This is a genomic window from Brucella thiophenivorans, from assembly GCF_002252445.1.
GTDB classification, from domain to species: Bacteria; Pseudomonadota; Alphaproteobacteria; order Rhizobiales; family Rhizobiaceae; genus Brucella; species Brucella thiophenivorans.
In genome coordinates this window covers 23,479-48,118 of record NZ_NNRJ01000031.1, presented here as the reverse complement: position 1 = coordinate 48,118, position 24,640 = coordinate 23,479, and the positions used below count along the sequence as shown (strand labels likewise).

The window sequence follows — 24,640 nt, the reverse complement described above, 5'->3', positions numbered from 1 at the left end:
GGGGGAACCGCAGAATTCGGAAAAAATCGTACGCTAAGCTAACGGTGTTCTCGTGACAGCTCTTTGACTAGGCTTTCTAAGGCCATTCTGATAGCCCTGACTTCCTGAAAAGCCATGGCTAAAATTTGTGCGGCTAAAAGGGATAACCGATGGTAAAGTAAGTTATCCCTGTCGAGATACTGAAAAGCGTTATCCTCGTTTTTCCCAAAACTGTTTTGCCAGTTCGCTCAGAGCGCTAGTTAACTGAGCGACAGATTTCGCACTTTGCAAATTATTCTGCCCGGTCTGTACATTGGTATCAGCAGCATCGCGTATATTGATAATACTGCGGTTTATGTCTTCACTTACTGCTCCCTGCTGCTCGACCGCAGTCGCTATTTGCGCGTTCATGTCGGTAATTTCGTTAACGCGTTGGCCAATTCCATCAAGAGCTGTAGCTGCTTCCTCTGCGTGAGCTACACTCGTGTGCGCTTGCCGACTACTTTGCTCCATGACTGTAACAGCGGATTGCGCTCGCTCTTGTAGAGCGCTGATCATGCTTTGAATATCCGTTGTCGATTGCTGTGTGCGAGCAGCAAGACTGCGAACCTCATCGGCGACAACAGCAAAACCACGCCCCTGCTCACCAGCACGCGCGGCCTCAATTGCTGCGTTGAGTGCCAACAAATTCGTTTGCTCGGCGATCCCTCGTATAACGTCAAGAACTTTTGATATCTCGTTACTTTGACCTTCAAGCTCATGAATAACCTGAGTGGCTTGCCTAATTTCACCTTCAAGGGCAGTGATTGACTGGCTTGTGTGGGCTACCAGACGCTGGCCAGATGCCGTCTCAGTGTCTGCTCTTCCGGCCGCATCTGCAGCATGCTGTGCATTGCTCGCAACCTCTTGAATGCTTGCCACCATTTGGTTTACTGCCGTTGCTATTTGATCTGTCTCTGCCTGCTGCTCAACTGTAAGTACATTGCTTGACTCAATATCCTTTAGTAGGCCTCGGGTGTGTTCGCTAAGCCGATTTGATGCATCACCTATGCGACCTACTATGGCGCCTGTTTCAGCTTGCATCATTCGTAAAGCAAACTCTATTTGGCCAAACTCATCGGTGCGCCCAGTGTAGAGGGATTGACTTAATGGGTTATTGGAAATATTCCTGGCTCTTTCAACCAGTCTTCCAAGAGGAGAGAGAATAGCCAAAACACTAACAGAGCTTAAGCTTCCTGACATTAAAGTGGCTAACAATAAGCTGCTTATTGATGTATCAGTAAGCATGCCGGCAGCCATTGCGCTTGATATAATACTACCCCATATGAGCAAGAGTATTTTCACGGAAAAGCTAGCAGCCAATTTCGGCCTCGCGGCCTTCCCGCTTCTCAATTGAGCATATAATTTTTCCGCAGCCAAAACCTGCTCAGGTTCAGGCTTGGTCCTTACAGACTGGTATTCAACAATCGAACCATTCTTAGCTATTGGCGTTACATAAGCACTTACCCAATAGTGGTCGCCATTTTTACAGCGATTTTTTACTAGCCCCATCCATGAGCGGCCAGATTTTAATGTACTCCACATATGCTCAAATGCAGCAGGCGGCATATCTGGGTGTCTTACGATGTTGTGAGGCTGGCCTAATAGTTCTTCCTCAGTGAAACCACTGATTTTAATGAAGTCAGGATTAACGTACGTGATATGGCTTTGAGGGGAGGTAGTCGAAAGAATATTGGCATCTTTTGGGAGTTCTAAGTTTCGACCCGTCACTGGTAAATTCTGGCGCATAAGAACCTCAAGGGTTGGCTGTTTTATTTTATTGTTTTCGGCATTAAGCCCAATTTCTTGAGCGTTACGATAAAGCTAGCATGGAAACGATAGGTGCAAGCAAGTTAAGGGTTGCATCGCGCATGTCAATCTAGGCTATACCCTAACTTGATGTCAGGCAGGGCCGCGCCGCTTCGTCAGAATAGAGTCTGCTTTCCCATTTTTTGACACATGCCCGCGAAGGTTATAGATTTCAGCCTGACAGAAATGGGCTTTGAGGCACAACGAAACAGAAAGTGCACTTAAGCCGCCTTCAACCAAGGAGACATCGTGCAGGGGCACCGCATCGGCTACGTCCGGGTCAGCAGCTTTGACCAGAACCCGGAACGCCAGCTGGAACAAACCCAGGTGAGCAAGGTGTTCACCGACAAGGCATCGGGCAAGGACACCCAGCGCCCCCAGCTCGAAGCGCTGCTGAGCTTCGTCCGCGAAGGCGATACAGTGGTGGTGCACAGCATGGATCGGCTGGCCCGCAACCTCGATGACCTGCGTCGCTTGGTACAGAAGCTGACTCAGCGCGGCGTGCGCATCGAGTTCCTGAAGGAGGGCCTGGTGTTCACTGGCGAGGACTCGCCGATGGCCAACCTGATGCTGTCGGTGATGGGGGCCTTCGCTGAGTTCGAGCGCGCCCTGATCCGCGAGCGGCAGCGTGAGGGCATCGCCTTGGCCAAGCAGCGTGGCGCGTACCGGGGCCGCAAGAAAGCCCTGTCCGATGAGCAGGCTGCTACCCTGCGGCAGCGAGCGACGGCCGGCGAGCCCAAGGCGCAGCTTGCCCGCGAGTTCAACATCAGCCGGGAAACCCTCTACCAGTACCTCCGCACGGACGACTGACACATGCCGCGTCGCTTGATCCTCTCGGCCACGGAGCGGGACACCCTGCTTGCGCTGCCGGAAAGCCAGGATGACCTGATCCGCTACTACACCTTCAACGACTCCGACCTGTCGCTGATCCGCCAGCGACGCGGCGACGCCAACCGCCTCGGCTTCGCCGTGCAGCTCTGCCTGCTGCGCTACCCCGGTTACGCGCTGGGAACCGACAGCGAGCTGCCCGAGCCGGTCATCCTGTGGGTGGCGAAGCAAGTCCAGGCCGAGCCGGCGAGCTGGGCAAAGTACGGCGAGCGCGACGTGACCCGTCGCGAGCATGCCCAGGAACTGCGCACCTACCTGCAACTGGCCCCGTTCGGCCTGTCCGACTTCCGCGCCCTGGTGCGCGAGCTAACCGAGCTGGCCCAGCAGACCGACAAAGGCTTGCTGCTGGCCGGTCAGGCCCTGGAGAGCCTACGGCAGAAACGACGCATCCTGCCGGCGCTGAGCGTGATTGACCGGGCCTGCTCGGAAGCCATTGCGCGAGCCAATCGGCGGGTCTACCGCGCCCTGGTCGAACCACTCACGGACTCGCATCGGGCCAAGCTGGACGAGCTGTTGAAGCTCAAGGCCGGCAGCAGCATCACCTGGTTGACCTGGCTGCGCCAGGCACCGCTGAAACCCAACTCTCGGCACATGCTGGAACACATCGAGCGGCTGAAGACATTTCAGTTGGTGGACTTGCCCGAAGGCCTGGGCCGGCACATCCACCAGAACCGCCTGCTCAAGCTGGCCCGCGAGGGTGGGCAGATGACGCCCAAAGACCTCGGTAAGTTCGAGCCGCAGCGCCGCTACGCGACCCTGGCCGCCGTGGTGCTGGAGAGCACCGCGACCGTGATCGATGAGCTGGTCGATCTGCATGACCGCATCCTGGTCAAGCTGTTCAGCGGCGCGAAGCACAAGCATCAGCAGCAGTTCCAGAAGCAGGGCAAGGCGATCAACGACAAGGTGCGCCTGTACTCCAGGATCGGCCAGGCGCTGCTGGAAGCGAAGGAAAGCGGCAGCGACCCCTATGCCGCCATCGAGGCGGTGATTCCCTGGGACGAGTTCACCGAGAGCGTCAGCGAGGCCGAGCTGCTGGCCCGGCCGGAAGGCTTCGACCACCTGCACCTGGTCGGCGAGAACTTCGCCACCCTGCGCCGTTACACGCCGGCCTTGCTGGAGGTGCTGGAACTGCGCGCCGCGCCGGCCGCGCAAGGCGTGCTGGCAGCCGTGCAGACCCTGCGTGAGATGAACGCCGACAACCTGCGCAAGGTGCCGGCCGATGCACCCACGGCCTTCATCAAGCCGCGCTGGAAGCCGCTGGTGATCACCCCGGAAGGCCTCGACCGGAAATTCTACGAAATCTGCGCCCTGTCCGAGCTGAAGAACGCCCTGCGCTCCGGCGACATCTGGGTCAAGGGCTCGCGGCAGTTCCGCGACTTCGACGACTACCTGCTGCCGGCCGAGAAGTTCGCCGCACTCAAGCGCGAGCAGGCCCTGCCCCTGGCGATCAACCCGAACAGCGACCAGTACCTGGAAGAGCGTTTGCAGCTGCTGGACGAGCAGTTGGCCACCGTCACCCGCCTGGCCAAGGACAACGAGCTGCCCGATGCCATCCTCACCGAGTCAGGGCTGAAAATCACCCCGCTGGATGCGGCGGTGCCGGATCGGGCGCAGGCGCTGATCGACCAAACCAGCCAGTTACTGCCGCGCATCAAGATCACCGAACTGCTGATGGACGTGGACGACTGGACGGGCTTCAGCCGCCACTTCACCCACTTGAAGGACGGGGCCGAGGCCAAAGACAGGACGTTGCTGCTGTCCGCAATCCTCGGTGATGCGATCAACCTCGGGCTGACCAAGATGGCCGAGTCGAGCCCCGGCCTGACCTACGCCAAGCTGTCCTGGCTGCAAGCCTGGCACATCCGCGACGAAACCTATTCGGCGGCCTTGGCCGAGCTGGTCAACCACCAGTATCGCCACGCCTTTGCCGCCCACTGGGGCGACGGCACGACCTCATCCTCCGATGGCCAGCGCTTCCGCGCGGGTGGCCGGGGCGAGAGCACCGGGCACGTCAACCCGAAGTACGGTAGCGAGCCGGGACGGCTGTTCTATACCCATATCTCCGACCAGTACGCGCCGTTCAGCACCCGCGTGGTGAATGTCGGCGTCCGCGATTCCACCTATGTGCTCGACGGCCTGCTGTACCACGAGTCCGACCTGCGGATCGAGGAGCACTACACCGACACGGCCGGCTTCACCGATCACGTCTTTGCCCTGATGCACCTGCTAGGCTTCCGCTTCGCGCCGCGCATCCGCGACCTCGGCGAAACCAAGCTGTACGTGCCGCAGGGCGTGCAAGCCTACCCGACGTTGCGCCCGCTGATCGGCGGCACCCTGAACATCAAGCACGTGCGTGCCCACTGGGACGACATCCTGCGCCTGGCCAGCTCGATCAAGCAGGGCACCGTCACCGCCTCGCTGATGCTGCGCAAGCTCGGCAGCTACCCGCGCCAGAACGGACTGGCCGTGGCCCTGCGCGAGCTGGGCCGGATCGAGCGCACGCTGTTCATCCTGGACTGGCTGCAAAGTGTTGAACTGCGCCGCCGCGTGCATGCCGGCCTGAACAAAGGTGAGGCGCGCAACTCGCTGGCCAGGGCGGTGTTCTTCAACCGCCTTGGGGAAATCAGGGATCGGAGCTTCGAGCAGCAGCGCTACCGGGCCAGCGGCCTCAACCTGGTGACGGCGGCTATCGTGCTGTGGAACACGGTGTACCTGGAACGCGCCACCCAGGGGTTGGTCGAGGCCGGCAAGCCGGTGGACGGCGAGCTGCTGCAATTCCTGTCGCCGCTGGGCTGGGAGCACATCAACCTAACCGGCGATTACGTCTGGCGGCAGAGCCGCAGACTGGAAGACGGGAAGTTTCGGCCCTTACGGATGCCCGGAAAACCTTAGCGTACGATTTTTTCCGAATTCTGCGGGCTCCCCTAATTGCATCATCCAGATAGGCAATCAGTTTGTCGTGAGCTGCACGAGCAAATTCAGTGTCGCAACCGAAGCGGTTAGCTTTTACATTGAGGCGAAAGCCGCTCAACTGAGCATAAAATACAACTGAACTATTCATAATGTCATCCTTTCGTTTCTTTGACGAAAGGATTCAACTCCGAAGTCCCGAGGGGTCAAGGATCGCGTAGCGACCGCTACGCGGCAAGCGGGGGAGCCGATTTTATTGCTGCAAACGTAGTGCAGCGGCATGAAAATTGGGGGAACCGCGCAGTCCTTTACGCCGGAGGGACGGGGAGTATCCTTGGAAGTCAAAGAGAGAGAGATACCATGCCGCCAAAGGCGGCATGTCCGTATGAAGAGGATAGTTTGAAAGGGGGAACCCCTTTCATGGGAGGGAGTTTGAGGGAGGGGCGGCACGCCCTTCCTTCATGGGGTGAGTTTGAGAGGGGCGGCTAAAGCCCCCCTTTCATCTGACAGTCTCGCCGGTCAATCCGGACAGACTGGCACCCTACAGGCCGTTTGCGAGCCTACCTATAAACAAGGCTATCTTTATGAAGACATAGCGACTTGCCGCGCCTGACCTTATAACAGTATATTTTATAACGGTAGGGGCGGCTAAAGAAAAAACCCTAAATTGGTAGGCACTCATGAATAATACAGAACTAACCATATTTTTCTTTGTAACTGTTATTGCCGGTTCAATTTCAACGGCTTTATGGCATGGTATGAGCATTGGCGCTTTCGCAAGCTTATTTGTAGTTATGGCTATTATCACCGGCATAACTTGCGTAGCTGTCGCGCATTTGGGCGATAAAATTCAAGAAAGCATCTAATACAGTGTATTTTGTTTGCCCTAGCGAAAAGCGAAGCTGAGCCAGGGCAAACAAAATTTGGTCAAATGACACGACTATTTAGATTTTCGATAAGCCCAAGGTTGTTCAAACTCCATACTCCATAAGCCTGCGCGATTGGCTTTTGCCCGTGCTTCAATATCTTCATAAATTTGATCTGAAACTTTGCCTTTGTAACGATAGGCGACGGCATAACCCTGTCGAATTAGCTCTGCCGAAAAATCAGGAATTTCTGAATTTCCGCAAATCCCTAACAACCGTTGGTAACGGTCTTTGCTGGTAAATTCGCAATTTACTTCCTTATTTGCAGTCCATGAGATTAGAGCATTCATAGGCTCCACCCCACAATCAACGGTCTGGCCGAGGTCAGTTTTTGCTTTTTGATTTTTCTCGCAAGCATCAACGCCGATTAAACGAATTTTCTGGCCGGTATTGATAATTTTTAATGTGTCTCCATCAACTACATCAACAATTAACCCGTGAACTTCTTGAGCATTGGCTGTTGTTAGGATAGAGACGGTTGCGCAAAGTGTAAGAACAATATTGCGCATAAATTTAGGAATTTGCATGTTTGAATTTGACCGAATTGAAGTAAATATTTTGCTTCGTTAATATACCAAATTAGACATTAAATTGCGCCTTAATATTGCATAATGTAGGTTCATAATAGCTTATGAAATTAAGGTTTTACGGTCAAAACTATGTTAGGCTTTTGTAAAGCCATTTCTAAATAGAACAGAAAGTTTTCCAGTGGCATTAAGAGCTGCGTTTGTCCGCAAAAATGATATGGCAGTCGATAATGAGCTGCGCGTAAATATTGCTGATAGAATTATTATTCAGCTAAATGCTCTCGGCCTTTCCGGAAGCGCAATAATTTTGCGCATAAAGGATCTCACACCTACAAAAACATTCTCACAGACGACCTATTACAGAACAGCAAATGCAATCAACAATATCCAGCTTGAAACATTAGGGTATTTTGCGGAAGCTTTAGAAATTCCTTTAGCAGATTTGTTCGCCGGAGTTAACGAGGCTCCACAATGGGCGCGGGAACTAAATGTTGAGGGCTGGAAAAATCGCGTTGCATGTCGATTACAAGCTGAGCAGAAATTGCTCGGCTTCAATGATCTGGAAATGTCCACGCAATTAGACATAGTGCAGCAAACATATGATTTAGTTTCGCGGGGCGTCAGTAACTTCTCAATTGATAATTTAGCCGCAATTGCTAACGGCCTCCATCTACGGCCTTCTGTGTTCCTTTTTGGGTGTATTCCTGATGAATATTCGCTCGAAAACGCCTCCCCATTTTACCATTCTCATAAGCAATACCTTGTTTTAAGCATGTTGAGACGCTTGCAAGATCATTTAGCAACGGTTGAGCCTATTTAAATAAGCTCCAAGGGCTAAAACTCCCCGTTTTCTTTTTCAATGCCCGATTGGCTTTATGCCAATCGTCACTTTTCTTTGTATTAGAGCAATCTGCGTCTAGCAGATTTCCTTTTATAATATTGGTATATGGCGTGGGGTTACATTCTGTATTTTTGAAACGAAAATGCGCAGTATTTTCGGATTTTGTGGATTTTTGAGCAACTTTAGCAGATGCTTTTTTGAAGCGGTTTTTAATCCAGCTGAGCCAGTTTGTATTTATTATTGTGATAATATTGGATTGGCTCGGCTTGCCTCTACGGGGGCGATATTGGACTGCCAAAAAGTTTAAAAATTTTGATTGTGCGATATTAATTGCACGGCGAACAGTCGCATGACCAACACCGGCAAGGGCTGCAATTTTCTCAATAACTAGCGAACATGTGCCATGTTTACCGACCTCTTGCACAATAATTGCAAGGGCAGCTTGTTGGCCTAATGTGAAATGCTTGGCAATCGCTTCTGGTATAAAGCCACCTGCAACCAAAGACCGGCGGCGTTCCATTCGTTCAGAAATTTTTTCCTGATCTTTTGAAAGCTTTGCACGAATATGATCTTTAAAACCGCTGCGGCCTTCTGCTTTCCAGACCTCGGCTTGTGACGGCATTCGCTGCGCAACTGTTGGCTTATTAAGCTGCTCTCGTAACGCTTCCTGTCTTAATTCAAAGGCCGTTTGAACGCTCTGCGCGTCTTCGTCCTTGATAAGTCCCTGCAAAATTACACTGCAAAGCTCTTGCATAATCTCCGGCAAAGTTTTGGCAAAACTATGCTCATTAATTTTTGCAATAAGTCTATCGCGCTCAAAAGAGCTCGTTAATTCAATTGATAAATCCACGTTCTTTTGTTCCCAAATTTGGGCAAAAAAATCCTGTGGCACCTAAGCGCAATACGTCTTGAAAATGTTAGATGAAGGGTGTATATCTAAGGCAACTCTCGGGAGCCAAAAGGAACTGCAATTCCGTCTTTTTTAGATATACGCTCTCATCTTCAAGACCGGCCTTTGTGCCGGTTTTTTAGTGCCTACATTTTGAATCTCTTCAATGTTAAACCATATTCTGCACTGTAATAGATTTTAAACATATTACAAATGAATTTCCTTTTGATGTAGTGTAGGACGTCATGTTTTATAGGATAATGCAAAAAAACTTTTGTTTTTTTTCCGTTTTAGGAATTTTTGCCAAAAGGAGAGGGGCTAAAAGCCCCTCTAAAATACTGATTTATGCGGCTAATTCCGAATCGTAGCTTTGATTTTGCAATCCGTGCAGGTAGTCACAAGCCTTCTGTGCATGTGCGGCAGCTGTAAAAATTGCCCTCTTATCGTTCTTGAGGACTTCAAGAAAACCGGCAATATATGAGCTGTTTTGATCGGTTGGTTCAGGCTGGAATCCAAGGTCTGCACCTAAAAAAGCAGAACCAATCTCGGCAACTAATTCCTCGCGTGAATAAGCTTCATCACCGAAACGCTTTGCCTTATACTCGCGATCTAATCGAGCCGGTGCCATAGTCCAATGAACTAATTCATGTGCTAAGGTCGATGCGTAACCCTCTGGGCTTTTGAATTGCTGAAATTCTGGCATCTGAATATAATCAGCAATCGGGCGATAAAATGCGCGGTCGCCGCCGTGTCTTAAATCTGCGCCTGTCTGTTTTACAAATTCATCAACTGCAACAATTCTATTTTCTTCATCCTGAATATTGGGGACAATTTCAGACGCATAATAACTGCTGTCTAGTCCTTCAATCTGACATGCATTGAAAACAGCGTATGATTTTAAGAACGGAATCCGGCTTTCAAATTCTTCTCCCGTAGCATCATCAATATCAGTTTTTTCAATGGCTCCGGCATAAAAAATGGTTGTCGATTTTTCACCTTTGCGCACACTAGCATTTAGCTTTTTTGCTTGCTGGAAAGTAAACCAATATGAAGAATTATAGCCCTGCTCTGCGGCTGCATCCCAAAGCAATAAGACGTTAATCCCGCGATATTCTTCGCCTGTTGAACGTGTCGGGCGAATAGGCAAACCACCCGATTTTTCCCACGGGCAAAACCACGGGCGGCGGCCATTTTCTAGGCCAGCAATGATTTTATTTGTAACTACCTGATAAATGTCTTTGCGCTCAGTTTTCATCGTCATTGTTCCTTTTGCCCGTGGTCTTGGCCGCGCCCTTTGATGGGCTTAATGCCCTGTGCATTAAACCCAGCGAAGGGGGTGGGCGCAGACCGCCCCCCGACAAGTTTCGGGGCAGTCATGGATTTCAGACGAATAAAAAAACGGAAGGTTTGAGCGCAGCTCGAAAGCCGTTTTTTTTTCGGCTGGAACGCTTGCGCTTGTCCATTGACTGAAACGGGGCTTGGCGATAGGGGCAAAAAAAGAAACTATTGTAAGCCCGCACGGGCTTTCTTTATGAGTATTAAATCTAAAGAAAAAATCATATTCCAAATGGCAGATAAAAGCGCTTGTACTAAAAGAATAGCGCGGCTTGTGCCGTAAAAATTGTGCTGTTACTGAAGGCTAAGCGACACATATTTAAGGTAGTTTCAAATGCAGCAATGCGGTTATTGTGGTACGAAAATCAATCAAGGTTACTCAACATGCAGTAATTGCGGAGCGCAATTTAAGCGCTCATTGAAGCGCATTTTTATTGCACTATCAATTATTGCCCCTCTATCATTTATCGTAGTTTATGTAGCCATAATTGGCGTAATGACTGACAAAATGAAAATTGAAGATTATATTTTATTCGTAATCTTATTGCCCCTTGTGTCTTTATTTTCATATTATTTCTTTAGAAAACTTGTCTCAAAAAGATGGACTATAAACAAATTTGATAACTTTGTGGACAGGGTAGTTGAAGCAAATAAAAGAGGCATACACGGGCGCCATTAATATGCGCTTGCGCCCTTAAATCTTAAATTGAATGCATGAAATGCATTCTTGCTGCCTGCCATTTGCGAATACAAAAATGCCCCCGTAGGGGCAATTTTTAGTCCCATTCGATGATTGCCTGTAGGCTTTCATCATCCTGCTCTGGGTAGCGTCCCAAGTTTGCGCGGTACTCAATCGCTTTGATATTCAGCGTGAAGTATTCTTTGTCCTGCTTGCTCATGTTCTTCCAGATTGCACCAACCTGAATGTCGAACCCTGCCGGAGATTTCGCATAAATGCGGTGTGTAGGGGTCTTGTCAGATTTTGCAGCTGTAACCGGCACAGCCTTGATGCTGAGGTCTTTAGTGAGGGTTGAAATGCGGCCAGTGCCTTCTGATGTTTCGATATCGTCGTTGTTGAATTTGATGAAGTTGGTCAGATTGTTCATTTTCAGGTTCCTTTTACCTAGTTGCTGAGTAGTGAAAAGCATGAAGTTGACGGTGCTGCACCGAAGGCCGTAGCGAAGCGAAGGAGGCCAAAGCGAGGAAAATTTGTTTCGCGAGGAAGTCCACAGGACGGGGAAATTTTTCAAGAGTGGCTTTGCTGCAAACTGGCACGATATGCGACTACGAAAAAAAGCAACGGGGGAAAGAACCGGCAGAAAATAACTAAATGTGACACGTCAAATTGTCTTCAACATGCATCGTGAAAAGGATCTACTGACCGCTCATAACCTTCAATACCTGGGCAAAATATATTTTGTGCCGGCTTAAACAAAATCGCCAAAGAACCAACTCAATAAAATTGAAAAACTACGGCTGGTTTCGCTATGGTTGAGAAGCATGGAAAGCCAGCACAGCTATAAAGATACATGCGTGATAATAGGGCTATTAGGCACACAACGGGTCAGCATGGCTTTACAGGTCTGGAGCCGTGAAATTATCCATCGTCCGGACAAAATGCCGTCTGGGGGCATTTATGAGCCAAATGGCAGGCAGCACGGCTTTGCAAAGCAAAGCCCATTTTTTCAAAAGCCAAAGGCCAACGGTCTTTGACCGTTTCCCTGATTTTTTGCCGCTCGATCTGATACTAACATTCATGCCAGCATCAAAAAGAAAATGCATCGAGCGGTTAAAACAGCAGTCCTAAACGCTCGGCAAGTGACGGGTCACTAGGCTGACCGGCTTCAATCAGCATAGAAATAATCTGCTCTTGTTTGAGCCCTTTTATTCTAAAGCCCTTTTTCTCAAGCTCTTTGACTAAATGCTCTAATGAGGAAAATTCCTCTAATGATGTACCGTGCCAAACTTCAGGCTCTTCATAATCATCAGTTTCTTGAACAAATGCACTAATGAAAAAAGTACGCAAAGGCTTATCATAACCGACAAATGCAAAATCATCTGACCGCAACAGCATAGACGGCGAAACGGTTAAATCATGTTGCTCTAAGATCACTTGAAATCTGCTCATGATTACGCGCTTTCTATATCGGTTTCTGTAAAATCATTGCCTTTATATAAAAGCGGCAAACGTAACTCAGTTGCGCTTGCATATGCGAAACAGTCACCAAAATTTAATTTGGCAGGATGCCCAACAAACCGCCCGAATTTTTTAGCTGCATCAATGGCTAATTTCTGGGTTTTCGTGCTTATAATGACTTCTTTTGCCCCGATTGTTTTCAAAAACTTATCGACACGCAATTGAACTTGTTCAATCGTTTCTGCCGGAATTGGCTTCTGATCGCCATGCCTAGCCGTGGCGACGATGCGCGATAAGCTTATGACAGCCTCAAAAACTGTAGTTGCTGAATAAGCTTTAGTGCCTTTGTCGGCTTCAATTTTTGCGATATAGTAACCGGCATCAGGTTCATCAGCCAGTATTGCAACAATTACGGATGCATCAATAAACATTACAATTCCCAGCCTTCATTCATGAATTTTTTATGATCGTGCTGGGGTTTGTTTTCCCCTATAAGCTCTCTCATTGAGGCTTGAATTTCTGCAACTCTTTCAACAAGCGGTTGCTCGTTAGCATAGCGGTTTAGTTCGTTCTGAATGGCTCGGCGCACCGCTTCTGTTTTGCTTGGTGCTTTGGATATTTTGGCTAATTTCATAGCCAATTCATTCACGGATTGATCTTTGATAAATAGGCCAGTCATTGCTTTATCTCCGGTATATCCTTTATTGGATATAAGTATATTCTATCATTTATATACCGCTGGAACAATGTTTTCGTTGGGTGAAATTGAAAATTATCATCCTCACCCAACATAAATACATAGCGATTTTAAGCAACTTTCTCCGTCATGCTGCGGAATGAATTTCGTCTTCTTCTGGTTCTGTATCGGGCTGAATTTCGAGCAATGAAGGCAACCAGTTCGCGCCCTTTGTGAGCTTTTCAGCTAACTTTGCTGCATCACCTTTGCTTGACGCTGCCATGATTTCACGCTCGGCACTCTCGCCTTTAATCACGCCTACAGTTCGCGCAATCTCAATACGCGGAATATGTTTAAAATAGCTCTCGGCGGTCGCTGTCCAGCATTGGCGCATATTTATATTAAGAGCCTTTGCAAGTTGATTATCTACGTCTACCGGCTTCATTTGGTTCCGTGTTTCGATAACGTCAATTGTTGGTGCTGCTGCATAGGCCAGCAATGAAAGCAAAGTTGCTTTTTTCTGATCGAGCAACCAATTGAATAATTCGTCAGCCTTGGCCGGTAGCAAATCGGCCATTTGCTCTTTAATCGCTTCAAAATCATCATATGCTTTTGAGCTATCAGATTGCTTCATATAACCGAGGGTGTTGGTCGATTGCGTGTTAATATTCAGCACTGATTTATGATAGGCTGTATAGTGGCTAGATAGCAGTAAATTATGCACTACAGCCACCAAAGCAATTTCTGCATTTGCGGCGAAAGCCGCAATTAAAGCTGCATTTTTATGTGCTGTTAGGTCTTCGCGCAAAGTTTGGGAAATTCCTTCACCTTCATTTACTTCACCGGTGGCACCTTCATTTTTAGGTTTCTTTTGCTCGTCTTCTGGGCGAACATAGCCACGTCTAAAAATTAGAGTGCCGTCTCTATCGAGCGAAAGCACAACTCCGGCAATAGCTAAAGCCTCTGCGTCATAAATGTTTGGCCGGTCTTTTAACTCGTCATAAAGCTCTGAAATGGCCTGATATTCGTCTTTGATTTGGCTGTTATCTGGCTCGTTCTCAATAAGCTTAGCCAAAGCTGTAAGCTCTGCCTCAAACTCGGCAAGCTGGCTTTCTTCTGCATCGGTGAAAGGTGCTTTAACACCGTAAATCTGCCGCCAGTTCCAATAATCACTATAATTATTTAAAACTTCTGCCCATTGCCAACCTTCGGCAAAAAGCTGATTTTTTACACCTTCCAGCTTGGTATCAAACAAGCTTGTAAGCAGTTCTTGATCTTGAATTACGCCGCTATTTTCTTGCTCTGAAAACAGGTCTGTTATGACTGTGCCGCCAGCCTGTAGGTATGCATCTAAACCGACATATTTGGTAATGGGGCAATCAGTCGTAATTTTAGAATTAGTGATTGCCTCCCGAATTTGGACGGGGCTTAAATGGTGGCTCACCATCATAGTTAAAACAGATTTTTGCCGTGCATGATCTTCCGTTATTGTGAACGCCTGTAGCTGATGCACTGAAAGATGATTATTTACATATCCGTCTAAAACTTCCGGTGCGAGGTTTGCCAGTGCAAGACGCTTGCGAACAGTTTTCGGCGCTTCATTAAATTTATTTGCTATTTCTTCGTGCGTTGCACCGTTATCTGCCAAGGCTTTGAACGCTGCAAATTGTTCCAGAACAGACATATTTGCACGGGCTTCATTTTCAATCAGGCTCAAAGCTTCGGGGGTTTCATCGGTTCGCAATGAGCATATGATCTTATGATCTTGTGCAATTTCGCCGTTATCGGCCAATTGCTGCAACGCAGCCAGTCTGCGACCGCCAGCCGTTACATAGAATTGACCATCATTATCAGCTGGCCGGATTACAAGATTTTGTAGCAACTTGTAATTTGTTGCACGGATGCTTGCGGCCAATGTCGCCAAATCCGCAGGGACGTGATTTTTGCGAACATTTTTCGGGTCAATAACTAAATTTGATAATTCGATTTCTATGATTGCCATTTTAAAACCCTTTCTTTTTGCGCGGAGCGCTTTCTAGCCCGTAGGGCAGAAACCCCGTTTCTGCTCCTGCGGCGTCGCAAGTGAGACTGGGGGTAAGGGGTGGCAAGTTGGAAAATGGGGAGGGGGATCACCCGCCCGAAGGGACACCAAGAGCATCTTTGCTCCTGGTGTTGCTGCACAAATGAGTGAAAGCCGGTTTAGCCGGCTGAAATGAATGCGGAAGCACGGGGAAACCCCATTTTCCTGCTTGCGAGGGGTAGGGGGCAAAGCCCTCTTTTCCCCCTTCAAAATATTATGAGAAATGTAGGCCGATGGCCTTCTTTATTTATTTGATAGTTGGCAAATCGGCTAACCGAGTTGTGTAACGAGGCGAACGATTTTGCGCCTTGGCTTCATAACCACCTTTAAAACCTTGCGCCCCGATTACGACTTTCTTCTTTCCAAAACGGCCATTAATTTCATCCAATGCAGCCATTAAACGAGCGTCACGGGGCTGCTCAATTTCAAAAAGCATTTTGGGTGCATTACCCTCTGGCAATAGATCATCCAGAATTACACCGGCTTTTGTGTAGCTGAAACCATTGTCTGCTTTATTCCCGTACCAACCGGAGTGAGCGCAACGGCTAACAGCTTGAACCAAATCAAATGTATTATTTGACATTGGTTTAAGCTGAATCGTACGTGATACCGAATGCTGCGGCGCAGTTTTAGAGAAAGCGTTTGTATGGAAAAATGCTGTTATCTGACCTGCGACTAAACCATGCATTCGCAATTTCTCTGCGGCACGCGATGCATGAGCGGCCAAAGCCTCCATAACTGCATGAAGGCTGCCCATCGGCGTACCTGCGGAACGTGTGACCGCCATACCTTTGCGTTGTGGTGCAATATCTTCAATTTCTAGGCATTTGATGCCTTGCAATTCTGCAACCGTTCTTTCCAGAACAACCGAACCTATTTGACGCGCTAGAGCGCGTGGCATGTCTCTCAACTGAGCTACAGTAGTTATGCCGAGATTAATCAGCTTTGCCTCTGTGCGCGCTCCTACGCCCCAAACTTCACCGACCGCAATACGTTTTAGGCACCAGTCTAAAATATCTTGTTTCGTAAAATCACATACACCATTGAAAAGGGGATTTTTCTTTGCCGCATGATTGGCAAGCTTTGCGAGTGTCTTCGTGGTAGCAATACCAACACAATTAGGAATGCCAGTGTTTTGTCTAACGGTTGCGCGCATTTCAATTGCGATCGCTTCATATCGGGAACCGAAGCCTGACAAATCTACAAAATTTTCATCAATTGAATAGATCTCGTAATTAGGTGAAAACTGAGCAACGGTTTCCACGACACGGCGGCTCATATCGCCGTAAAGCGTATAATTTGAGGACAGCACTTTAACCCCGTGCTGCCTAACAATATCGCGGATTTTGAATAGTGGAGCGCCCATTTTAATGCCGAGCGCTTTTGCTTCATCTGAGCGCGCAACTGCGCAACCGTCATTATTTGAGAGAATAATGACGGGCTTACCTATTAAACTTGCATCAAATACACGTTCACATGAGCAATAGAAATTATTGCCGTCGATTAAAGCAATTGGCTTAATCATGAGATTATTCCACGGAATACCGGCGAACAATTCCAGCAATAACACCCCAAATCTCTGTTGTTTCTGTCATGCGAATTGGCTGATAATTATTGCCTTGGGACTTGGGGTCTAGCCAATAAATACCGTCACGCTTGGCTAGTTTTTTAAGTGTTATAGAACCATCAATGACCGCAAGCACAATGCGCCCTATGCGCACTTTTCCGGCCTTATCGACGGCAATTAAATCACCATCATGAATACCTTCATCAATCAGACTGTCACCAGTCACCCGCCACCAAAATGTTGAGCTGGGTCGTCTGACGATCCAAGCAATAGGGTCAATTTCATCCTCTAAATCGTCGCTGGCCGGTGATGGAAAACCAGCCGGTACAGATACCGGTGAAAGCGCTACTGAATGATTAGATTGAGTAACTGAAACGGGTGTGAACTTCATGATCGTTGGCCTTATACTGGCTAGAACGTAACATGAACGTCAAGTAATATCAATTTGAATAAAATGAAAGGGTCAATCAAATAGCTCCCCGTCAGGGATTGTTACCCGAAAGGGCCGAAACCGCTTTGCGGGTTCGGTTCAGGTGAAAATCAATTTAGTCTCTAAATTGATTTGCGACTGAATAAAGCCCGCCCGCAGGGGACGGCCAGTTGACTATTTGGTAAAATACTTTATTTGGCTAAAAAAACATAAAGATACATTTTTGATGAATTAATACAGCTAAGCTACTCAAGCTTGCCGCCTTCGTATTTATCAAATTTCGTTTATTCCCCAAAAATTAGATAATGCAAGGTTCAGTTCAATGAGAATTTTAGACCTTATCAAGCGTTTAAAATTAGGTTTAACAAAAGAACTTATTTACAACGAAAATGATATTGAATTTTGGACATCGGAAGCTCTTTTTATCGATGCAAAGGAAATACCTTATTCATCTATAACTGATGTTAGTTATGAACAAAAAAATGAGAAATGCACAGCTAAAGCAGCTGCATATATCCGTATTGATAAGCATGTAAATGGATTAATCGTTATAACTTTTGACAGCTTAAACGGCGCACGAAAATTTTGCTATAAGCTAAATTATCACATAAATATTTATGCATCTTGTGATAGGGAAATTAGTTTACAGGCTATGTAAACAAAAGCTATCAGGCGTGATTAATTGAACGAAAATCATGCCTTTAAAACTGCTTTAAATCTGCGCTAATTTCACCCATCAATGCATTAATTAAAATAAGAAACGCAAGTTTTTGTGTCTAATAATTTATGCTTATTTATGCGACTTAATCAAAATCTGTGGGTCATTTTGGGCGTTACAACTTCGCCCTCTCCGTCTTTGACAAGTACCAGCTCTTGGCTAAAAGCAACCAGACCATTACGATTGATTAATTCTAGATATTCATGTTCGAGCAAGAAGTTTTTCAGACGCCATACAGTGTTGTAATTTACGTCTGACCATGCTGCGATTGATTTGGAATTTGCTATAGTTCCATCATCGTAATGATTTTCTATCAAAAGGTCTAAAATAAGCGTCCATTTTTTACGCTTAAATATTGGATTCTGCTTTATTTTGTTTAGTAAACAAATATTGACGGCACTTTCACCGCTCTTAATCTGATCAGAATGCGGTGTACCCTCAACGAATATTATTTTTTGCTTAGTTTTACGCTGTTTGTTCATGCAATTTCTGTAAAAAAGAGTCTAACTGTGGCTCAGCATATACAAAAAAATTACGATTATCCAGTAGGGCCGATTTTTATGAGATTTTTTAACCGTTTTAAGGCTAATATAATGACTAAATATGAGCAAAATAAAATTAAATAAATTACAATATGATAAAATAAACTACTAGGAAGTGATATTAAATTATATTTAAAAGTATTAGAAAGAATAAATCAAAAATTTATAGAATTTTAAAGTAATTATTTTATCAATATATGGTCATATGCGACTTGCGAATTAGCCTGATATTACAAATATTTTGCTAAAATACTAAAATCGAAATAGCCAGTAATACACTGGCATATGGCTATGCTTTTGTATTGATTATCAATAACATAGGTAAAATTATTGAGTGCAGAGCCATTTATTCAACTCAGTGGTGATTATGGCTTTGATTCAAAGCCATAATCAATCGCTGAACGTCCAGAAATTCCTCTTCTTGCTGGCCTATATGAGCCAGCAAGAAGCGATCTTACAGCGCGAAACGCACTTGATGGGCGATAATTAAAAAAGCGCATCGTGCCAAAAACTATCGCCATAATGACCAAAACTGTGAACGTCCACCAACGAATATGAAACAAAAATATTGGCAGAAATAATACAAAATATCCGTCCATCATGAAGAAAGAAGGATTGCGCATTGTCTCACGCCATTCCACCGTTCTGCCATAAATATTTTCAGTTTCATTCATCAGTTTGTACTTTCATTAGCTGCTTGCATTGAAAGCGGCATTGGTACACCTTGCAAGAAAAGTATTCCGATTGTCTTGCCTGCATTTAATTTTACCAACGCATTTTTTGGCGCTGATTTCTCAATGTCTTCTGCCATTCGCTGGCCTACTTTACCAGCTCCGGCATAAAGCCCCTGCTCAAATGTTGGCTTGTCCCGATCAAGTGTTGTCGTGTTAGAGCCATAAATTAAAGTGCTGCCACTCTCCGATAAAGTGTTACCAAGTCCCTCAATAAATGACGCTGCTATGAGCGGCGCATATCTTGAAAACAAGCGTTTATCGACTTCGGATTTAACAGATATTGAGCCCTTATTTGCATCCACTGCATAGGCTGCAATTCCCTGTTCTGTACCGTCAGGAAACACCATTCGATTGAACTCTACGATTAAACCACTGTTCGTTTCATTCGGCTGGAATGCACCAATCAGTCGGGTTTTATATAGCGGCCCACGCTTCATTATTTCAGCAATAACGGGACCTGGGGTATCTGAATCTGTGCTATTTACCATGCGAGCAAATGCAAACTGACCTGCGTTAATTGCATTGTTTGGTGAATAATCAGGTGTCGCGCCTGCGGCTAGTGCTGCTTGTGCTGCCAGTGCCTTTTGCTCGGCCTCCTGCGCTCTTTGTGCGGGAGTTTTATAAAGCTCTTGATTGAGGACAATCGTATTAACTGAGCCTGTTGTACTCCAACCACGTTCATAAGTGCTGGCTTGCTGCGTAATTGCTTTTGCTAATTGATTGATACGCGAATAGTCCGGCGGCGGCGGGGCTTGCTCTCGACGTGTCTCAACTACAATTTCTTCTTTTACCTGAACTTCCGGCTCATTCGCTGGAGCTAAAGGTTTTCTGAAATTGTTTTTTGCTACTGGCTTTTGGTCTACATCACGCAAAGGTTCATCAGGCACAGCGATGAAACTTTTGCCAGTCTGGGCGGCTTCCTCCGAACCTCGTTGGTTCACTGTATCAAGGTTATCTTTATAGCGTGGGCTTTCTGCCAGTTGTTGACCTGCTGGCGTACTATCAACCGTTGGGGCGCGAGAAATTCTTGAATTTCCGCCCTGCTGTTGTTGGTTCATTTGTTTGTAAACAGTAAGGCCAACGCCACCAATTAAAACAAATGCAACAGCTGCCCATAATGCAGGATTTTTCTTTGTACGCTTGCGTCGATTAAGAACGGCCTGTTCTAAACCTGTTTTGATTTCAGGCTCAATAATTTCTGGCTTGCCATTTTCATCAGCGTTATCGGGCGTTTGATTATTCTCGGTCAATTTGAAATCCTCACACGTTCAATAGCGCCATTCCGCGAAATAAGAGCCACTGGCGATTGTTTGATGCGGTATGCATGAACACCCCCCGGCCCTGTCAAAACGGCTGACCATGAAGGGGAAATAAGCGTGTCATGAGTTCTTACATAGTAATTGCCGGAATATGACCAAACGTCTGTATCTGCATCAGATGTGCGCAGTTGAACGGCACCTTTTGGTAAACCTGCCCCCTGAACAAAACTCATCATTACTTTGTCGCTTGGGGCAACTTTAGCTGAAACTGTTGTTGGGCTAACCGAAGCATTCGGGCCATAACCTTCAACGGTAATATCGCGCCGAGCTAACGCTGTATCGCTACTCGTCTGCAAATTGATAACAATTGGTCGGCTTTCTTCAACAAGTGAGATAACTAAATTGGAGTAGCCATGTGGCTGCAAAGCACTGATTGCCAGCTTATTAGAACCTTCCTGCAGGGCATAAACTTGGAAAGTATCAGCTCTGCCGACAACATAGGATGCTACCGGCCATGCTTTACCAGTTTTATCGTAAAAACTAATTACAGAAACTGTGTTTGGCGCAGTTGGGATAGTGCTTAAAGCCTGATCTGGTTTCAAAGAAATACGGATTGCATCACTAATAAGCTTCGGCTGAATGCCCGATGGTGGCTCTGATACAGCTCTTTGAGTTTCATCAACCCTTTTACGATAATCTCTAATCATATCTGGGGTCATGGGCATTAGTGTTTGAACTGCCGCCCCATATGCCGTTGCTTCCTCTGGCGTAATTTCACGGTCTAATTCATCAAGTGAATTTAGCAGGTGATTTGTGCCAATAATTGGCGGTTGTTCGTCACGCTTCTGCCCACGTGAGTTTGAAGAATTTTCACGCTGCGTACCTGTTTGCCCGAACCGATTTGGGTCGGGCGCTTGGTTTTGTGTTGTCACTGGCTGCTGTGTTTGCGGCGTATTGTTTTGCTCAGGCAATGTAGCAACCGGCCTTGCCTCTTGTGACCATGCAGGAAATGCCGCTGTGCTTAAAGCCAACGTGAGCGGCAAGATTATATGTCTCATTATTAAGCTCCGGGTGCAGCGTTAAAATTCGCAACAGCAATACCCCTTGGGTATTCGTTCGTTTTCATGCGCGTTAAAGCCAAGGTTACGATGAAATTTTGACCTGTAACTTGGCTAGATGATTGATATGTTACGCGCAATGGTAGCTGCACAATCCATTCATGAACCCCTTGGGAGTTCAGCCCCTCTTTTACAATTACGGCTCTTTGGGCAACCGCAGTTGTATTCATCCGATTTTTTTGGACTAGCTCCAGCTGACCACTATTATTGATAGCATCAACAAAAGAGTTCCAACCGCGCGGCTTTGAAAAATATGGTTTCATATCTTCAAATTCAGCGCGGTAATTAGAAAATGAATAAGTCAGTGCCTGTGTGGCTGCTTCCGTAGCGAAATTAGCGACCTCTGCGGGGCTAAGATACGGCTCACTTAATGGAATAAGCGGCGTTATGGCTCCATCAGGATTTGTTGCGAAATAAACCGGTGCCGGTTGATTTGTCGCTAAAAAAACCGCTGCTGTAACGCTAATCGCACTAACTGCTCCTAAAGCCATAGCTATGAAACTCATTCGACGGTATGCGGATTTATACGTTTCCGCTCTCATTAGAATGGATTCTATTTTTCCATAGTCATTATTTGACATTGTTAATGCCTTTACCGTCTGTCTGACCTGTAGTGATAATGTTCTTAATATTTTCTTGGCTGATTTGACCGGCTAAAACCTGATCGCCTTCCGCTGTTTTATAAAGATAAAACGGGACGCTTTGCATTGCATTCTTCCGGAACCATTTGACGTTTTTAGTCATAGCTTTAACTACCCGTTGGTCAATCTCTGTGACGGGCAACGGCTCCGGTTCTTTCTCGCCATTTAAAATCGCTTGTCCATGAGCAACAAAATCCTGCCCTGCGGTTTCCGAATGGACAAAACGCAATGCTAACTCAAAAGATTTTGAGGAAAGCACCGGCACGGGAATAATTCGTAATTCAATCTCGCCACGGTCAAGAAAGGGTTTCAGCTCAACAAATGAGCGAGCGCAATAAGGGCAGCGAGGATCTGCAAACATATATAAGACGGGCGCGCCTTCATTGAATTTATTAGCCTGAACCCACATTGAAAAATTATCAGCCTGATCTCTGAACTCTGCCAATGTGCTGAATGTTGGTATGTCTGCATCGTCCATCCCACTAGCTGCGCGTGCATCAAATTTCTGCTCTTGGGCATTTTGCGGAATTAAGGCAGGCGGCGGGGTCAATGCTGGCGAATTTATGGCAGCAGGCTTTACACCTTCCGGAATTTTCATTGCTGGTTGCAATGGAATTGCATCAATTACGGTTGGATTTTGAACCGTATTGAAGGCATCAACACTCGAAATATCAGAGAATGCTGTTGAAAGATTTTTTCCATTCGGGCTGAAAATTGTCCCTCTGATCAATAATCCGCTAGGACTTGTAAGAACTGTCTCCGGCTGTTGGTTCGGTAATTGAATCGACCACACCTGAAAACCATCCATTTTAAACAACGGGCTAGTATTTATACTGGAATTATAAAGTATTGATCTGGCAAAAGGACTAAGTGAAACATTTTGCTCGACTTCATTGCTTTGAGCGCTAGCTGTTAGTATACTTGCTGAAAGTATAGTATAGCTTAAATAAAGTTTAGCGTTTACTTTTATATTCATGTCTACTTGCCCGTAAAAGATGCTGGAAATTTCAATAAAATGATGTATTACACTTCAATAGGCAAGCATAAATTAGCTAAGTCAAACTTTATAAAGAACAAACTAGCGTATTTACGCCAAAGCGAACGGCAATATGACGTCACATTGGGATAAAAATGATAGTGTTCTATCATCGTCAATTCGGCTTATAGCCGTTGGCGTAGTGTCGAGTTTAGTCACTCTTGCGGCAGTATGGATTGTCTCAGGAAAAACTGACGCGGCATCAGGGAAAGAACTCACCTCAAAATTGGCCGAATTAGAGCGGAAATTTGACGCTCAATCTCAAAACCATGAAGATCTAGTAATTAGACATGCTCGACTACGTAATGAACTTACGTCTTTGACAATGGAAAATGGCGTAATAGATCGCATGGTAGGTCACTTAAAATCGCTGCAACAACGCAATGCAATGTTAAGTGAAATTGTTTTTGAGAAACCTTCAAATTCAAAGGTTTCTGCGAATGGTTTGATTATGCCAGGCTTAGAAGGTGCTGGCGTAACTGAACAGAATTTTGCCTCCCCTACTCGGCTTATGATCGTTACCCCGTCAGTTAAGCCAGCCTCGGCACCAGCTGAACCTAAAAAGATTGTCAAAGCTGATCAAAGCGATGCCAATTCAAATACGGAAGGGGCTGAATAATGGAAGGCATGGCGGGTCTTATTGAGCGCGCTGCGGCTTTAATGCCGCCGTTCCAGTCCCTATTAGTCGTGATTTGTTATGTCATGGGCATAGTTTTCGCGATTAATTCGTTACGTGGCTTTGCAGCTGTTGGTGATCGTAGTTTATCACCTCGCGGTTGGTCACAAGCAGGTTGGCAAGGGCCGACTTGCCTTATGGTTTTAGCAGTCAGCTTTGTTTCGCTATCAAGCGTTATTTCAATGTTTCTGGTGTCGCTTTGGTCTCAACCAGAAACTGCGGCTGCTACAGAAGTCTTTGCATATGCACCGGAACTTTTGGAGCCACTAAGCAATGAAATGGGCACACGGGTAGTCATTGCCGTAGTGCGTATTATTCAATTCATTGGCTTAGTCTCTTTTGTTCGCGGTCTATATTTTGCAAATCTAGCATCATTACACGCAAACAGCGGTTATCTCTCAAGAGGGATAACCCATATGGTCGGGGGAGTATTTGCCATGAACTTGGTCATGTTCCTTCAACAACTTCAAGATTTTGTATTTGGCAACTAGGAGAAACTTAATGCTCGCCAGAATTAAAAGACTTACACTTTCAAGCTCGCTGATTGTTCTTGGTTTATCAACCGCCGCATATGCACAGGGCGGCATTGGTGATGTTGCCAAAAGCTTACAAACAGACTCCCTCGGCCCTATGGCTGACCTGTTGGGTGCTTTGGCATTTATGGGCGGTGTTGTAGTCGCAATTATTGGCTTGTGGATGCTGTTCCAGCATCAAAAAAATCCTCACAACCCGAACTCTAGCGTTGGCCGTGCAATCACTGCATTTATCGTAGCAGCAGGGTTAATCGGCATTCCTAGCTATCTAGGTGTTGGCGTTGCCACTTTCTTTGGTTCCGGTGCGGAAACTTCATCGGTTGATGGGACTTTGAGGTCAATTAATTAAC

At 46.6% G+C, this 24,640-nt stretch carries 26 protein-coding genes; 9 read left to right on the top strand and 17 right to left on the bottom strand.

Features of this window, described 5'->3' with window-relative positions; all coding sequences use genetic code 11:
* Positions 1-189: 189 nt before the first annotated feature.
* Positions 190-1,767, bottom strand: coding sequence for a methyl-accepting chemotaxis protein (locus tag CEV31_RS13030; protein ID WP_001323889.1), 1,578 nt, complete (start codon positions 1,765-1,767; stop codon positions 190-192).
* Positions 1,768-2,076: 309 nt separating this feature from the next.
* Between CEV31_RS13030 and CEV31_RS13025 the strand changes: the two genes are divergently transcribed.
* From CEV31_RS13025 to CEV31_RS20930, 3 genes are all read left to right on the top strand, one after another.
* Complete coding sequence (locus tag CEV31_RS13025) at positions 2,077-2,637, top strand: recombinase family protein (protein WP_001161490.1); 561 nt, start codon at positions 2,077-2,079, stop codon at positions 2,635-2,637.
* A gap of 3 nt (positions 2,638-2,640) precedes the next feature.
* On the top strand, positions 2,641-5,607 hold the full coding sequence (locus CEV31_RS13020) for a Tn3-like element TnAs1 family transposase (RefSeq protein ID WP_001138014.1): 2,967 nt from the start codon (positions 2,641-2,643) through the stop codon (positions 5,605-5,607).
* Between the two features lie 698 nt (positions 5,608-6,305).
* A complete protein-coding gene (locus tag CEV31_RS20930) occupies positions 6,306-6,491 on the top strand; it encodes a hypothetical protein (protein WP_143850940.1) in 186 nt (61 codons plus the stop codon).
* Positions 6,492-6,565: 74 nt separating this feature from the next.
* Here the strand turns inward: CEV31_RS20930 and CEV31_RS13005 are convergent, their stop codons facing one another.
* Positions 6,566-7,078 carry a thermonuclease family protein gene (locus CEV31_RS13005; protein ID WP_094507503.1) on the bottom strand — a complete coding sequence of 171 codons (513 nt, stop codon included), beginning with the start codon at positions 7,076-7,078 and terminating at the stop codon, positions 6,566-6,568.
* A gap of 181 nt (positions 7,079-7,259) precedes the next feature.
* On the opposite strand from CEV31_RS13005, the gene CEV31_RS13000 reads away from it, so the two are divergent.
* Positions 7,260-7,898 carry a hypothetical protein gene (locus CEV31_RS13000; RefSeq protein WP_094507502.1) on the top strand — a complete coding sequence of 213 codons (639 nt, stop codon included), beginning with the start codon at positions 7,260-7,262 and terminating at the stop codon, positions 7,896-7,898.
* Here CEV31_RS13000 and CEV31_RS12995 read toward each other — a convergent pair.
* From CEV31_RS12995 to CEV31_RS12985, 3 genes are all read right to left on the bottom strand, one after another.
* Complete coding sequence (locus tag CEV31_RS12995; RefSeq protein WP_143850939.1) at positions 7,891-8,769, bottom strand: helix-turn-helix domain-containing protein; 879 nt, start codon at positions 8,767-8,769, stop codon at positions 7,891-7,893. The two genes, CEV31_RS13000 and CEV31_RS12995, sit on opposite strands and share 8 nt — an antisense overlap.
* 382 nt (positions 8,770-9,151) lie before the next feature.
* On the bottom strand, positions 9,152-10,063 hold the full coding sequence (locus tag CEV31_RS12990; protein ID WP_094507500.1) for an ArdC family protein: 912 nt from the start codon (positions 10,061-10,063) through the stop codon (positions 9,152-9,154).
* Between the two features lie 856 nt (positions 10,064-10,919).
* Positions 10,920-11,249 carry a DUF736 family protein gene (locus CEV31_RS12985; RefSeq protein ID WP_094507499.1) on the bottom strand — a complete coding sequence of 110 codons (330 nt, stop codon included), beginning with the start codon at positions 11,247-11,249 and terminating at the stop codon, positions 10,920-10,922.
* A gap of 394 nt (positions 11,250-11,643) precedes the next feature.
* Here CEV31_RS12985 and CEV31_RS20925 point away from each other — a divergent pair, with 394 nt between their 5' ends.
* Positions 11,644-11,856: a hypothetical protein gene (locus CEV31_RS20925; protein WP_143850938.1), complete on the top strand. Its 213-nt coding sequence runs from the start codon at positions 11,644-11,646 to the stop codon at positions 11,854-11,856.
* Between the two features lie 76 nt (positions 11,857-11,932).
* On the opposite strand, the gene CEV31_RS12980 is transcribed toward CEV31_RS20925, so the two are convergent.
* From CEV31_RS12980 to CEV31_RS12955, 6 genes are all read right to left on the bottom strand, one after another.
* Complete coding sequence (locus CEV31_RS12980; RefSeq protein ID WP_094507498.1) at positions 11,933-12,271, bottom strand: hypothetical protein; 339 nt, start codon at positions 12,269-12,271, stop codon at positions 11,933-11,935.
* 2 nt (positions 12,272-12,273) lie between these two features.
* Complete coding sequence (locus CEV31_RS12975; protein ID WP_094507497.1) at positions 12,274-12,711, bottom strand: type II toxin-antitoxin system VapC family toxin; 438 nt, start codon at positions 12,709-12,711, stop codon at positions 12,274-12,276.
* A complete protein-coding gene (locus CEV31_RS12970; RefSeq protein WP_094507496.1) occupies positions 12,711-12,959 on the bottom strand; it encodes a type II toxin-antitoxin system VapB family antitoxin in 249 nt (82 codons plus the stop codon). The genes CEV31_RS12975 and CEV31_RS12970 overlap by 1 nt, the downstream gene beginning before the upstream one ends.
* 145 nt (positions 12,960-13,104) lie before the next feature.
* The gene (locus tag CEV31_RS12965; protein WP_094507495.1) at positions 13,105-14,958 is read right to left on the bottom strand and encodes a ParB/RepB/Spo0J family partition protein; all 1,854 of its coding nucleotides are present in this window, start codon (positions 14,956-14,958) and stop codon (positions 13,105-13,107) included.
* Between the two features lie 325 nt (positions 14,959-15,283).
* Positions 15,284-16,561, bottom strand: a complete 1,278-nt coding sequence (locus tag CEV31_RS12960; protein WP_094507494.1) for a Y-family DNA polymerase — start codon at positions 16,559-16,561, stop codon at positions 15,284-15,286.
* A 4-nt stretch (positions 16,562-16,565) separates the two neighbouring features.
* On the bottom strand, positions 16,566-16,994 hold the full coding sequence (locus tag CEV31_RS12955) for a LexA family protein (RefSeq protein WP_094507493.1): 429 nt from the start codon (positions 16,992-16,994) through the stop codon (positions 16,566-16,568).
* 361 nt (positions 16,995-17,355) lie between these two features.
* On the opposite strand from CEV31_RS12955, the gene CEV31_RS12950 reads away from it, so the two are divergent.
* Complete coding sequence (locus CEV31_RS12950; protein ID WP_094507492.1) at positions 17,356-17,691, top strand: hypothetical protein; 336 nt, start codon at positions 17,356-17,358, stop codon at positions 17,689-17,691.
* Positions 17,692-17,840: 149 nt separating this feature from the next.
* Here CEV31_RS12950 and CEV31_RS12945 read toward each other — a convergent pair whose 3' ends face one another.
* The 6 genes from CEV31_RS12945 to CEV31_RS12920 form a co-directional block, all read right to left on the bottom strand.
* A complete protein-coding gene (locus tag CEV31_RS12945; protein WP_094507491.1) occupies positions 17,841-18,233 on the bottom strand; it encodes a hypothetical protein in 393 nt (130 codons plus the stop codon).
* A 425-nt stretch (positions 18,234-18,658) separates the two neighbouring features.
* Entirely contained in the window at positions 18,659-18,967 is a 309-nt protein-coding gene (gene icmT / locus CEV31_RS12940; RefSeq protein WP_094507490.1) for an IcmT/TraK family protein, read from the bottom strand.
* The gene (locus CEV31_RS12935) at positions 18,967-20,277 is read right to left on the bottom strand and encodes a TrbI/VirB10 family protein (RefSeq protein WP_094507489.1); all 1,311 of its coding nucleotides are present in this window, start codon (positions 20,275-20,277) and stop codon (positions 18,967-18,969) included. Before CEV31_RS12935 ends, icmT begins: the two co-directional genes overlap by 1 nt.
* Positions 20,274-21,344, bottom strand: a complete 1,071-nt coding sequence (locus CEV31_RS12930) for a DotH/IcmK family type IV secretion protein (protein ID WP_210190926.1) — start codon at positions 21,342-21,344, stop codon at positions 20,274-20,276. Before CEV31_RS12930 ends, CEV31_RS12935 begins: the two co-directional genes overlap by 4 nt.
* 2 nt (positions 21,345-21,346) lie before the next feature.
* Entirely contained in the window at positions 21,347-21,985 is a 639-nt protein-coding gene (locus CEV31_RS12925; protein WP_094507488.1) for a type IVB secretion system apparatus protein IcmL/DotI, read from the bottom strand.
* Positions 21,975-23,021, bottom strand: a complete 1,047-nt coding sequence (locus tag CEV31_RS12920) for a DsbA family protein (RefSeq protein WP_094507487.1) — start codon at positions 23,019-23,021, stop codon at positions 21,975-21,977. Before CEV31_RS12920 ends, CEV31_RS12925 begins: the two co-directional genes overlap by 11 nt.
* A gap of 133 nt (positions 23,022-23,154) precedes the next feature.
* On the opposite strand from CEV31_RS12920, the gene CEV31_RS20920 reads away from it, so the two are divergent.
* From CEV31_RS20920 to CEV31_RS12905, 3 genes are read left to right on the top strand one after another with little or no spacing between them, the layout of a single operon-like run.
* Positions 23,155-23,700, top strand: a complete 546-nt coding sequence (locus CEV31_RS20920; RefSeq protein WP_143850937.1) for a hypothetical protein — start codon at positions 23,155-23,157, stop codon at positions 23,698-23,700.
* Positions 23,700-24,248, top strand: a complete 549-nt coding sequence (locus tag CEV31_RS12910) for a hypothetical protein (RefSeq protein ID WP_094507485.1) — start codon at positions 23,700-23,702, stop codon at positions 24,246-24,248. The genes CEV31_RS20920 and CEV31_RS12910 overlap by 1 nt, the downstream gene beginning before the upstream one ends.
* Positions 24,249-24,258: 10 nt before the next feature.
* Positions 24,259-24,639 carry a hypothetical protein gene (locus tag CEV31_RS12905; RefSeq protein WP_094507484.1) on the top strand — a complete coding sequence of 127 codons (381 nt, stop codon included), beginning with the start codon at positions 24,259-24,261 and terminating at the stop codon, positions 24,637-24,639.
* The last annotated feature ends 1 nt before the right edge of the window (position 24,640 follow it).

Coding starts and splice junctions, on each gene's coding strand:
- CEV31_RS13030 (WP_001323889.1), bottom strand. CDS start 1,767: ATGCGCCAGAATTTACCAGTGACGGGTCGAAACTTAGAACTCCCAAAA.
- CEV31_RS13020 (WP_001138014.1), top strand. CDS start 2,641: ATGCCGCGTCGCTTGATCCTCTCGGCCACGGAGCGGGACACCCTGCTT.
- CEV31_RS20930 (WP_143850940.1), top strand. CDS start 6,306: ATGAATAATACAGAACTAACCATATTTTTCTTTGTAACTGTTATTGCC.
- CEV31_RS13005 (WP_094507503.1), bottom strand. CDS start 7,078: ATGCAAATTCCTAAATTTATGCGCAATATTGTTCTTACACTTTGCGCA.
- CEV31_RS12990 (WP_094507500.1), bottom strand. CDS start 10,063: ATGAAAACTGAGCGCAAAGACATTTATCAGGTAGTTACAAATAAAATC.
- CEV31_RS12985 (WP_094507499.1), bottom strand. CDS start 11,249: ATGAACAATCTGACCAACTTCATCAAATTCAACAACGACGATATCGAA.
- CEV31_RS20925 (WP_143850938.1), top strand. CDS start 11,644: ATGGAAAGCCAGCACAGCTATAAAGATACATGCGTGATAATAGGGCTA.
- CEV31_RS12980 (WP_094507498.1), bottom strand. CDS start 12,271: ATGAGCAGATTTCAAGTGATCTTAGAGCAACATGATTTAACCGTTTCG.
- CEV31_RS12975 (WP_094507497.1), bottom strand. CDS start 12,711: ATGTTTATTGATGCATCCGTAATTGTTGCAATACTGGCTGATGAACCT.
- CEV31_RS12970 (WP_094507496.1), bottom strand. CDS start 12,959: ATGACTGGCCTATTTATCAAAGATCAATCCGTGAATGAATTGGCTATG.
- CEV31_RS12965 (WP_094507495.1), bottom strand. CDS start 14,958: ATGGCAATCATAGAAATCGAATTATCAAATTTAGTTATTGACCCGAAA.
- CEV31_RS12960 (WP_094507494.1), bottom strand. CDS start 16,561: ATGATTAAGCCAATTGCTTTAATCGACGGCAATAATTTCTATTGCTCA.
- CEV31_RS12955 (WP_094507493.1), bottom strand. CDS start 16,994: ATGAAGTTCACACCCGTTTCAGTTACTCAATCTAATCATTCAGTAGCG.
- CEV31_RS12950 (WP_094507492.1), top strand. CDS start 17,356: ATGAGAATTTTAGACCTTATCAAGCGTTTAAAATTAGGTTTAACAAAA.
- CEV31_RS12945 (WP_094507491.1), bottom strand. CDS start 18,233: ATGAACAAACAGCGTAAAACTAAGCAAAAAATAATATTCGTTGAGGGT.
- icmT (WP_094507490.1), bottom strand. CDS start 18,967: ATGAATGAAACTGAAAATATTTATGGCAGAACGGTGGAATGGCGTGAG.
- CEV31_RS12930 (WP_210190926.1), bottom strand. CDS start 21,344: ATGAGACATATAATCTTGCCGCTCACGTTGGCTTTAAGCACAGCGGCA.
- CEV31_RS12925 (WP_094507488.1), bottom strand. CDS start 21,985: ATGTCAAATAATGACTATGGAAAAATAGAATCCATTCTAATGAGAGCG.
- CEV31_RS12920 (WP_094507487.1), bottom strand. CDS start 23,021: ATGAATATAAAAGTAAACGCTAAACTTTATTTAAGCTATACTATACTT.
- CEV31_RS20920 (WP_143850937.1), top strand. CDS start 23,155: ATGACGTCACATTGGGATAAAAATGATAGTGTTCTATCATCGTCAATT.
- CEV31_RS12910 (WP_094507485.1), top strand. CDS start 23,700: ATGGAAGGCATGGCGGGTCTTATTGAGCGCGCTGCGGCTTTAATGCCG.
- CEV31_RS12905 (WP_094507484.1), top strand. CDS start 24,259: ATGCTCGCCAGAATTAAAAGACTTACACTTTCAAGCTCGCTGATTGTT.